This window comes from Psychrobacter sp., from assembly GCF_030457785.1.
In the GTDB taxonomy this organism is placed as follows: Bacteria; Pseudomonadota; Gammaproteobacteria; order Pseudomonadales; family Moraxellaceae; genus Psychrobacter.
The window spans coordinates 1-9648 of record NZ_JAKDUI010000093.1 but is presented as its reverse complement, the minus strand read 5'-3'; the positions used below and the strand labels follow the sequence as shown (position 1 = coordinate 9648).

7 protein-coding genes are annotated in these 9648 nt (G+C 45.6%); 4 read left to right on the top strand and 3 right to left on the bottom strand.

All coding sequences use genetic code 11. From position 1 onward, the window contains the following. Window positions 1-75 precede the first annotated feature (75 nt). A complete protein-coding gene (locus L0J61_RS06140; protein WP_301465452.1) occupies window positions 76-1362 on the top strand; it encodes a trans-acting enoyl reductase family protein in 1287 nt (428 codons plus the stop codon). A 551-nt stretch (window positions 1363-1913) separates the two neighbouring features. Next, window positions 1914-2297, top strand: coding sequence for a hypothetical protein (locus L0J61_RS06135; RefSeq protein WP_301465451.1), 384 nt, complete (start codon window positions 1914-1916; stop codon window positions 2295-2297). A gap of 301 nt (window positions 2298-2598) precedes the next feature. Here the strand turns inward: L0J61_RS06135 and L0J61_RS06130 are convergent, their stop codons facing one another. Then, entirely contained in the window at window positions 2599-5115 is a 2517-nt protein-coding gene (locus L0J61_RS06130; protein ID WP_301465450.1) for a Tex family protein, read from the bottom strand. A 402-nt stretch (window positions 5116-5517) separates the two neighbouring features. Here L0J61_RS06130 and ompR point away from each other — a divergent pair, with 402 nt between their 5' ends. Both ompR and L0J61_RS06120 read left to right on the top strand, forming a co-directional pair. Next, window positions 5518-6276, top strand: a complete 759-nt coding sequence (gene ompR, locus L0J61_RS06125; RefSeq protein WP_301465449.1) for a two-component system response regulator OmpR — start codon at window positions 5518-5520, stop codon at window positions 6274-6276. Between the two features lie 105 nt (window positions 6277-6381). Next, a complete protein-coding gene (locus tag L0J61_RS06120; protein WP_301465448.1) occupies window positions 6382-7680 on the top strand; it encodes a GTP-binding protein in 1299 nt (432 codons plus the stop codon). A 165-nt stretch (window positions 7681-7845) separates the two neighbouring features. On the opposite strand, the gene L0J61_RS06115 is transcribed toward L0J61_RS06120, so the two are convergent. Together L0J61_RS06115 and L0J61_RS06110 are read right to left on the bottom strand one after the other, a co-directional pair. Then, a complete protein-coding gene (locus L0J61_RS06115; protein ID WP_301465447.1) occupies window positions 7846-8694 on the bottom strand; it encodes a YciK family oxidoreductase in 849 nt (282 codons plus the stop codon). A gap of 143 nt (window positions 8695-8837) precedes the next feature. Then, complete coding sequence (locus L0J61_RS06110; protein ID WP_301465446.1) at window positions 8838-9548, bottom strand: HAD family hydrolase; 711 nt, start codon at window positions 9546-9548, stop codon at window positions 8838-8840. Window positions 9549-9648 lie beyond the last annotated feature (100 nt).

Sequence of the window (9648 nt, the reverse complement as noted above, 5' to 3'; positions counted from 1 at the left end):
CGCATTCATCCCACTACCTTAGAGGTAGGGGATTTCTGCGGTAAAATGTTAAACGATCTATTAAGGATAATAAACATGAGTACCAATACGGACACATCAAATAATACACTACAAAGCAACAGCGACAGTCGCCCCTACTCAGTCGTGCTATATGGTGCCACCAGCTTCGTCGGGAAAATTACTGCCCATTACTTAACAAACTTCTTATCCAATGCAAAAGACACAGATGGCTCTAACGTCGCTTGGGCGATCGCCGGACGCGACCAAGAAAAACTCACCAAACTCCAGTCTCAGCTGGAGAGCGAAGTAGACATCATCATTGCCAACAGCAACGACAGTGAAAGCTTGAATGATATGACCAAACAAACACAAGTCATCATCTCAACAGTCGGCCCTTATCTCAAATATGGTGAGCCTTTAATTAAGGCTTGTACCGCTAATGGTACTGATTATGTCGATCTCACGGGTGAAGCCATATTTATCAAAGACATGATGGACAAATATCAGGAGGCTGCCGAGCAAAGTGGCGCGCGCATTGTCAACTCCTGTGGTTTTGATTCGATCCCCTCAGATTTGGGCGTTTACTTCACCCAAACACAGGCACAAGAGCAGTTTGGCGATACTTGCGATGTCATCCATATGCGCGTCAAAGCCGCAAAAGGCGGTCTTTCAGGTGGCACTGTTGCTTCCATGGCGACGATTTTTGAAGAAGTTGGAAAAGACAAATCGCGCCGTAAGCAAGTGGCGAACCCCTATCTATTGAATGGCGACAAAGACGCGCCAAATGTCCGTCAAACCAATATTAGCAAACCAGAATACGATGATAAGCATAAGCGCTGGTTGGCGCCTTTTGTCATGGCGAGTATCAACACCCGTATCGTACATCGCACCAATCAACTGCTCGACTATAACTATGGACGTGAGTTCAAATACGACGAAGCGATGTGGATGAAAGATGGTATGCAAGGAAAGCTATCCAGCTACGCACTGAGCGCAGGGCTGTTTGGGTTCGCTACCGCCATGATGATTACCCCAAGCCGTGAGCTATTATCTAAACACGTATTGCCCAAATCAGGCTCTGGTCCCTCAAAAGATGAACAAGAAAACGGCTATTTTGATATTCGCTTGTTTGGGCAGTCCAGCACAAAAGAGACGATCAACACCAAGGTAACCGGAGACAAAGATCCTGGCTACGGCAGCACCTCCCGCATGCTCTCTCAAGCGGCTCTATGTCTGGCACAAGACATCAGCAAAGACGACGTCGGTGGTGGGTTTTGGACACCAGCCTCTGCGATGGGCGAGAAACTGATCGCACGCTTAGAAGATCACTCTGGCCTTAGCTTTGAGGTTGTGGACGGTTAATCCATCCAATCTTAGTCATCTTGAGCTAGTTATAGAATTTACCTCGAGCATAGAATAATGAGCAGATATATTTTTTAGCAATTCCATGACCGTACTTTGCTCAGAAAGTACGGGTTTCTATGACTAGAGCTACTCAGGGTATACTCTCACCTCGAAATAGAGGCTGATATCTCATCGAAACCACCAAGTATTTCAACATAACAACATAGCTACAGTGATTGCACGATGTCACATGCAAACATCAAACCGTTAGACTATTAATTTATGTACTACTGAACCATCGAGAGCTTAATTGCTATTCTCTCTTTCGGACTTGATGACTACCAACTATTAGTTAACGAAGTCTTTACCCTAATTGAATAATGATGCTCATGACGACTGTCATGACTTCACTCTACCTACATATTATTGTTTAAACAGATAGTTGTATACTAGCTACAAGAAGCTACTGACTATACGAAATAATATTAAACCCTGGGTCAATTTTAAGGCTGTTCTAACAATAGTGCTTTGAACTGACATACCTACTCTGTAACTCAAGGAATTTAATCATGCAAAAACGTACTTTATCTCTATCTCTACTTATGGGCGCAGCGCTAACAATTCCAAGCTTGGCAATGGCAGCACCTTCGGACGTACAAACAGCGGAAGCTGACGCTGAAAGCGCACTACAAGCTGAAATCGACAATGCAGAAGGCAATCTAGCCTCAGCCGAACAAACCCCATTTATGATCAATGAAACTCAAACCGTTTCGCTTGCACAAACCAGTGGTAATGCAAACATGCAACAACCACCAGCAAACATGCAACAACCACCAGCAGACATGCAACAACCACCAGCAGACATGCAGCAACCACCAGCAGACATGCAGCAACCACCAGCAGACATGCAGCAACCACCAGCTGACATGCAGCAGCCATCGCAAAATAGCTAGGCAAGATCTACTGTCATGCAAATCAAGGCAACACATTTGTTATGCTTCAAAAAACAACCAAGATATGGGTGACGCACTATACAATCAGTTATCTAACACTGCTAGCCAATACTAAATCCTAGCTAAGCCCACCTAAGCGACAACGTAGAGAGTTCTGCCTAGTTTGCTTGGACACCCTATGCTTATGGTGAATGGAATTAACTACCATTTTATTTTGCGAATGACATAAAAAAGGCAGCCTATTGGCTGCCTTTTTTAATGCCTAGAACATGCTACTATTTCTCGTGGTTAACTTTTCTCATTACTTCTTATTCTTGGTCACGCCCGCTTCTTGCAGCAGTGCACCCAACGTGCCCATTTTGCTAGGCGCTTCAGTTTTTTCAGGTTTAGGAGCTTTGCTGCGATTGCTACCGCTTTTGTCTTGGCGATTGCCACGTGACTTACTTGGACGTTTGTCAGCAGCTGAACGATTACCCTTTGGACGACTGACTTTCTCGTCAGACCTTGCACTCTTTGCCGCAGATTTTGACGCTGAATGTGCTGGTTTTTCAGACTCAGGCTTCATACTAAAACCAATACGGCCACGGTTTTCATCGATAGAGATGACACGCACTGACACGATATTGCCTGGCTTAACACGGTTCATCGGGTCTGCAACGAAATCGTTCGCCATTTGTGAAATATGAACCAAACCATCTTGGTGAACGCCGACATCAACGAAACAACCAAACGCGGTCACGTTAGTCACAACACCTTCTAGCTGCATGCCTTCTTCTAGATCTTTAATGCTGTTGACGTCATCACGGAAATTCGCCGTCTTAAACTCTGGTCGTGGGTCACGTGCTGGCTTAGCAAGCTCGTCTAAGATTGCTTTTACGCTAATATTGTCATCATTTGCAGCGATCGCAGTGGTATCAATAGTATTAAGCACACCATCGTTACCCAATATTTCTGACAATGTCTTGCCTGTCTGCTCAATCAAACTATCGACCAGCTCATAGCTTTCTGGATGCACACCAGTGGCATCAAGTGGATTACTACCATCATGGATACGCAAGAAACCTGCTGCTTGCTCAAAAGTTTTAACACCTAGACGTGGGACATTTTTTAATGCTTCGCGGCTATCAAATGCGCCATGCTCTTTACGGTAAGTGACGATTTGTTGAGCGACATTACGATTCAAACCTGCAATGTGGGCCAAGATAGCTGGGCTAGCGGTATTCACATCCACACCCACGGCGTTCACGCTATCTTGCGTGACTTTGTCTAGACTATCGGCCAACTGGTTTTGGTTCACATCGTGCTGGTATTGACCCACACCGATGGCTTTTGGATCGACCTTCACGAGCTCTGAGAGAGGGTCTTGTAAGCGACGAGCGATAGACACTGCCCCGCGCAACGACACATCTAAATTGGCAAGCTCGTCACTAGCCAGCTCACTGGCCGAATACACTGATGCACCAGACTCATTGACGATAACTGCTTTGGCTTTCAGCGCATTATTATCTGTCAAAATCTCTTTAATCATCGCATCTGTTTCACGACTTGCAGTACCGTTGCCGATAGCAACCAGATCCACATTATAAGTACTTAGTAACTCGTCAATGACAGTTTTGGCTTCATCCATCTTGTTATCAGGTGCAAAAGGATAGACAGTTGCCACAGCAGCCTCACCTGCATCATCTAACATGACATGGCCTTGTGCATCAACGATGGCCATTTTAACACCGTGGCGAATACCAGGGTCGACACCTAAAATCACTTTGCGCCCAGCAGGTGCTGACATTAGCAAGTGCTGCAAGTTATTGGCAAAGACATCTATCGCATCTGCTTCAGCAGTCAGGCGCTTTTCAGTCAATAAGCGATGTTCAATATGCGGACGCCATTTGTCTTTCCATAGGCTATTGGCAGCTTCTGTTAAAAACTCACGACGTTCGGCTGGTGCTTTAGCATCAACACTGAAGTGACTGATTATTTTTTCGACAAAAGGTGCGTCTTCGCCTTCGACCTTCAGTCCCAAAACATTCTCTTGACGTCCACGTAGCATCGCTAATAAACGATGGTTGGGCAAACGTGCAAGGCTTTCGCTGTGATCGAAGTAATCTTTAAACTTTTCACCGACTTCACGTTTTTCATCACTTGCAACGCTTGAGACGATACTTGCCGTTTTGGCAAAGCCATTACGTAAACCATCCAGCAGTTCTAACGCTTGTGTCCACTCGTCAACGATGATGGCTTGTACGCCAGCCAACTGTTTGTCGATATCACTAAAGTCAACTTCTATCTCGCTGCCATTATCGTCAGAGATATTCGTTGGTGCTTGGTAATCAGCCAATGCCTCTGTCGGCGTAATCTCTTGCGTCAACAGCGCCTGAGCAGCCACATCAAGTCCCGCAGCACGCGCTTTCGCTGCTGGTGAACGGCGACGCGGTCGGTAAGGCAGATAGATATCTTCTAACTCAAGCTTCGACGTCGCATTATCAATTCGAGTTTGTAATTCGTCCGTCAAATTGCCTTGCGTGCTGAGCAGCTCAGTAATTTTGAGACGACGTGTCGCCATGTCGCGCTCATAATTTAGAGACTTCTCTAAAGTACGCAGCTGCGCATCGTCCAGGTTTTGAGTCTTTTCTTTACGGTAACGGGCGATAAACGGAACGGTCGCGCCTTCATCGTAAAGTTTGACAAACGCATTGACTTGAGCAGTCTTAATGCCAAGCGCGCGAGCAAGTTTGTCGTGAATATTCGCGTGTGTGGTGGCATCCAAAACCTGTGCATTTGTCGAGGTTTTAGATGGCGTTAAGGTATCAGTGCTACTCATATACGTATCAGTCGTTGAGAAATGTAGTTTTGCATTATAGCAAAAGCTGCATGAATAAAAATCCTTTTTATCTTTTCGTTATTTATCAGGTATTTTATAGCAGAAATCCCCTGATATCATCCGTTTCACTGTCTTGTTAAACAAACGCATACAGCATTTATCTCTATGGGTGATGCAATTACTGGTGCAATCTTATACACTAAAGTATCAATGACACAATTTCTGCCCTACTGTGACGTATTGAACAAAAGTATTTAAATACTCTTCGAATCTAGGACTTGCTGAAAAGGATCTTCGTTCTGAAAAAGACTAAATAATGATACTGTGTTTACTCATCGCTTTTTATGTATGATTGATACCGACAATTTCTGCTAATAATAATTTTTATAAGAGGATGCCTGTATGACAGACAACACCAACCCTGATACTTTGACTCAGCGTATCTTAGTCGTCGATGACGATGCGCGTCTGCGCTCGTTGCTGCAGCGCTTTCTAGAAGACGATGGTTTTGTCGTCCGTACAGCCCATGACGGCAACCAAATGGATAAGCTGATGCAGCGCGAATTGTTCTCCTTGGTGGTGTTAGATTTAATGCTACCAGGCGAAGACGGTATCAGCATTTGCAAGCGTTTACGTGAAGACAATGCTGACATTCCTATCATCATGCTTACCGCCAAAGGTGGCGACGCCGATCGTATCGCTGGGCTAGAAGCTGGTGCGGATGACTACCTACCAAAGCCCTTCAACCCAAAAGAGCTGTTGGCTCGTATCAAAGCAGTATTGCGTCGTCAAAACCGCGAGCTACCGGGTGCACCTAGCCATCAACTTGAAGTGGTTGAATTTGGTCCGTGGACACTCGATCTATCGACTCGCACCCTAAAACGTGACGGCAATGTGGTTACCTTGACCACCGGTGAGTTTTCAGTACTCAAAGCATTGGTACAACATCCACGTGAGCCATTGACACGCGATAAACTGATGAACCTGGCTCGAGGTCGCGAATGGGGTGCAATGGAGCGCTCTATCGATGTACAAGTATCACGCTTACGTCGCCTGATCGAAGACAATCCTTCTCAAGCGCGCTATATCCAAACGGTTTGGGGTGTGGGCTATGTATTTGTACCAGACGAAACAGAAGCTGACGTAGACAAAGACGCATAATCTTTTCCGAACGTCAGAGGTTGACGTGCCTGGCCCTGAGCGTGTCTCCATTTTGAGCTTGTGATATAGCACCTGCTTACTATCGTTTATATGATAGGTATATCTTTGAAAAAATCTACTATCTTTCAAAACATACCCTGCACTTTAGTGACAGGGTTTTTGGGTGCGGGTAAAACCACCATCATCAACCAACTACTTGCCAGCAGACCCAGTGACGAGCGCTGGGCCTTGCTGATTAATGAGTTTGGGCGTATTGGCATTGATGGCGCTCTACTAATGAGCACAAAGGATAGTGCTGCTGATAAAAGCGATATTGCGATACGCGAAGTCAGTGGTGGCTGTATTTGTTGCACCAGTCAGCTGCCTCTACAAATCGCTATCAGTCGCCTACTCAGCGATCATCATCCGCAGCGTTTGCTCATTGAACCCACTGGTCTCGCCCACCCTCGCGAACTCGTACAACAGCTTGCTGCCCCACATTGGCAAACGGCGCTAAAAATGCAAGCAGTGATAACGGTATTAAGCGGTATACAATGGCAACAGAAAAAATACCGTACGCACGATGGTTTTCAGGCGCATGTCCGTGAAGCAGATGTCCTAGTGGTCAACCGCTATGCGCAATTAAACGACGTCGAAACACACGAGTTGCAAGAATGGATAAGAAAACTAAATGCACAGGTATCAATTATCTGGGCAACACCTATACCAACGACGGCTGACATGACTGATACGACGGCTGAGGCTTATTTGACAGCGTTAAGTAAGCAACTGACTAAACCCAGTCAACTCCTCTCAAAACAGCGCAAGGTTGCTATCGCGCATCCGCAGCAATCGATGGTTAACTTGCAACCTAGAACGGCGAGTGTATCAGCTGCTACAATAACTAGTCCTTTATCCAATCCGTCTTCTACCGCCTTGACCAACGATACTGACGACCACAACAGCTCACACTCTAATCAGCCTTACCGCTATCATGAGCAACAGCAGGATGTATTGTTGGCAGGTTGGCGACTGCCATCACACTATGTGTTGCAAGCTGACAACCTACAAAACTGGCTTTTGGCATTGCCTAACTGGCAGCGTATCAAGGGCATCGTGCACACAGATGATGGTTGGCTGCAAGTCAACTTTACCCCTGATAGCCTGACCACCAGTACAGTGAGTGCTCAGACCGATAGCCGATTAGAAATTATTCTACACTTGGATGACGATGCTGGCGATATCGATAATAGGCACGATAAAAACAACGGAGATGATGTCGCCATAGATGACAATAATATCGTTGTGAAGGATAAAGCAGGACAAAACATGACGAACATTACTTCTACCTCAGAACAGTCAACCATAGATTGGGAAGCCTACGATCGTGAACTGATGGCTCTGGTGATACAGCTAGCAGAATGACAGAGACACTTAATATCACTGCTTCAGCCAGCATTCAAAACAACCCACTTTATTAAAAAAACGACCTGCCTTATCGAAAAAACGACCCTACTAAGTAATTAGTGGGGTCGTTTTTTACTGTTATGTCTTAAGTACTAGTCAGTTGCTAGCCACCACTTGTGGATACTAGTCTTTGGGCTGTAAGGCGACGACTTGCCCGCGCACACCGATACTGGCGTCGCTCATCAAACAAACATATCCTGCCATAATATCTTCTGGCGTTTTTAGACTCATGGGGTTTTCTCCTGGATAAGCATGTGCACGCATATTCGTGCGAGTACCGCCAGGATTGATACAATTGAAACGCAGGTTGGTGATGTTATGCGTTTCTTGTGTGAATATATCGCTCATGCCTTCTACTGCCTGCTTTGATAGTGCATAAGCACCCCAAAATGCTCGTGGGTGCGTGCCTACTGAACTAGACGTAAAGACGATAGAGCCGTTTTTAGCGTCTTTGAGTAATGGCAACAATGCCTGCGTCAGCATAAAGGTGGCAGTAAAGTTTATCTTCATCACTTGAGAGAACGCATCAACATCGTACATCTCTAGTGGCGTTAGCTGCCCGAGTATGCCGGCATTATGCAAAATACCATCCAATTGACCAATTTCTTTATCGATCAATCCTTCTAGCTGCTGCATTTCAGCATAAGTTGCGCCTTCGAGGTTCATTGGTAACATAGCTGGTTGCTTGCCACCAAAGCTTTCAATCTCATCATACACGTATTCGAGCTTACTGCTCGTGCGTCCTAACAACAGCACGGTCGCACCATACCGAGCATAGGTTAAGGCAGCCACGCGACCAATACCGTCGCCGGCACCCGTTACCAAAATAGTCTTACCGTCTAAGCAATTATCAGGCGCGACGAACTCACGAATCTGCTCATGTGTTAGAGGTGAATTAGCACTTTGTACGGCTGGTTGGTCATTATTATTCTTATAATGCTGGCTATCTGGCTGATTGATACTGTCACTCATGGGGCGCTCACTACTGGTCATTGAATGGTTAGATTTTAATAGTTGAAGATACTTGGTTACTGCTGGTTAGAAATTAATTTATTATTGATCATTATTGACCTCAGTTGCTTTAGTTGCTTACTGTTGACTGACAACGAGTAAACTTATAAATAATCAAACTTACCAGAAGACAGTAGCAACGTATTTAGTTGCTCAGGGGTTTCGACGATATAATTTGCTCCCCATTTCTTGAAGCTCTTCTGGTATTCAGGTGGGATATAGCCATACGCGGCCAAAATAGTTGGCATGCCAGCTGCGTTGCCTGCTTGAATATCACGTATATGGTCACCGACATACAAAACACTGCCAGCAGCACCACGAGGGATACCCAGTTTTTCTAACGCCATATACATAGGCTCTGGGTCGGGTTTTGAGCGAGCTACATCATCAGGACAGACCAACGCCGCACAGCGCTCTTCCAACTCCATCTTGCTCAGTAACTGCTCTGCTAGATAACGTGGCTTATTGGTAACGATACCCCAGGGTACACGTTTTGCTTCAAGGGTTTTCAGAACTTCTTCCAACGCAAAAAACACGCAACTATCAACGCATATTTCGGCTTCGTAATCATCCAGAAACTGCTGACGAAACTCAAGCAATTCAGCTTCACTGAAGGTGGCTTGCTCATTGTGACGCAACATTAGCTGTACCATCGCCGAAGCGCCTGCAGACACTTGCGCTCGAATATCTGCTTCAGGCGGTGCCTGCCAACCGTTTTCATCGCTCATATTGCGGATGATACGCACAAAGTCAGCAGCGGTATCGATGAGCGTCCCGTCCAGATCAAATAAAACCGCTTTAACAAATTGACTCATAATAAATGCTCTTAAAATTGAAGATGTATTTAGTGCAAAACGATGGTAATGAACTACCCACTACCTTAGAGGTAGGGGTTTCTTAGGTAATGCTCATACT

Excerpts from the sequence above, each read along its gene's own strand:
- L0J61_RS06140 (WP_301465452.1), top strand. The coding sequence starts at position 76 with ATGAGTACCAATACGGACACATCAAATAATACACTACAAAGCAACAGC.
- L0J61_RS06135 (WP_301465451.1), top strand. The coding sequence starts at position 1,914 with ATGCAAAAACGTACTTTATCTCTATCTCTACTTATGGGCGCAGCGCTA.
- L0J61_RS06130 (WP_301465450.1), bottom strand. The coding sequence starts at position 5,115 with ATGAGTAGCACTGATACCTTAACGCCATCTAAAACCTCGACAAATGCA.
- ompR (WP_301465449.1), top strand. The coding sequence starts at position 5,518 with ATGACAGACAACACCAACCCTGATACTTTGACTCAGCGTATCTTAGTC.
- L0J61_RS06115 (WP_301465447.1), bottom strand. The coding sequence starts at position 8,694 with ATGAGTGACAGTATCAATCAGCCAGATAGCCAGCATTATAAGAATAAT.
- L0J61_RS06110 (WP_301465446.1), bottom strand. The coding sequence starts at position 9,548 with ATGAGTCAATTTGTTAAAGCGGTTTTATTTGATCTGGACGGGACGCTC.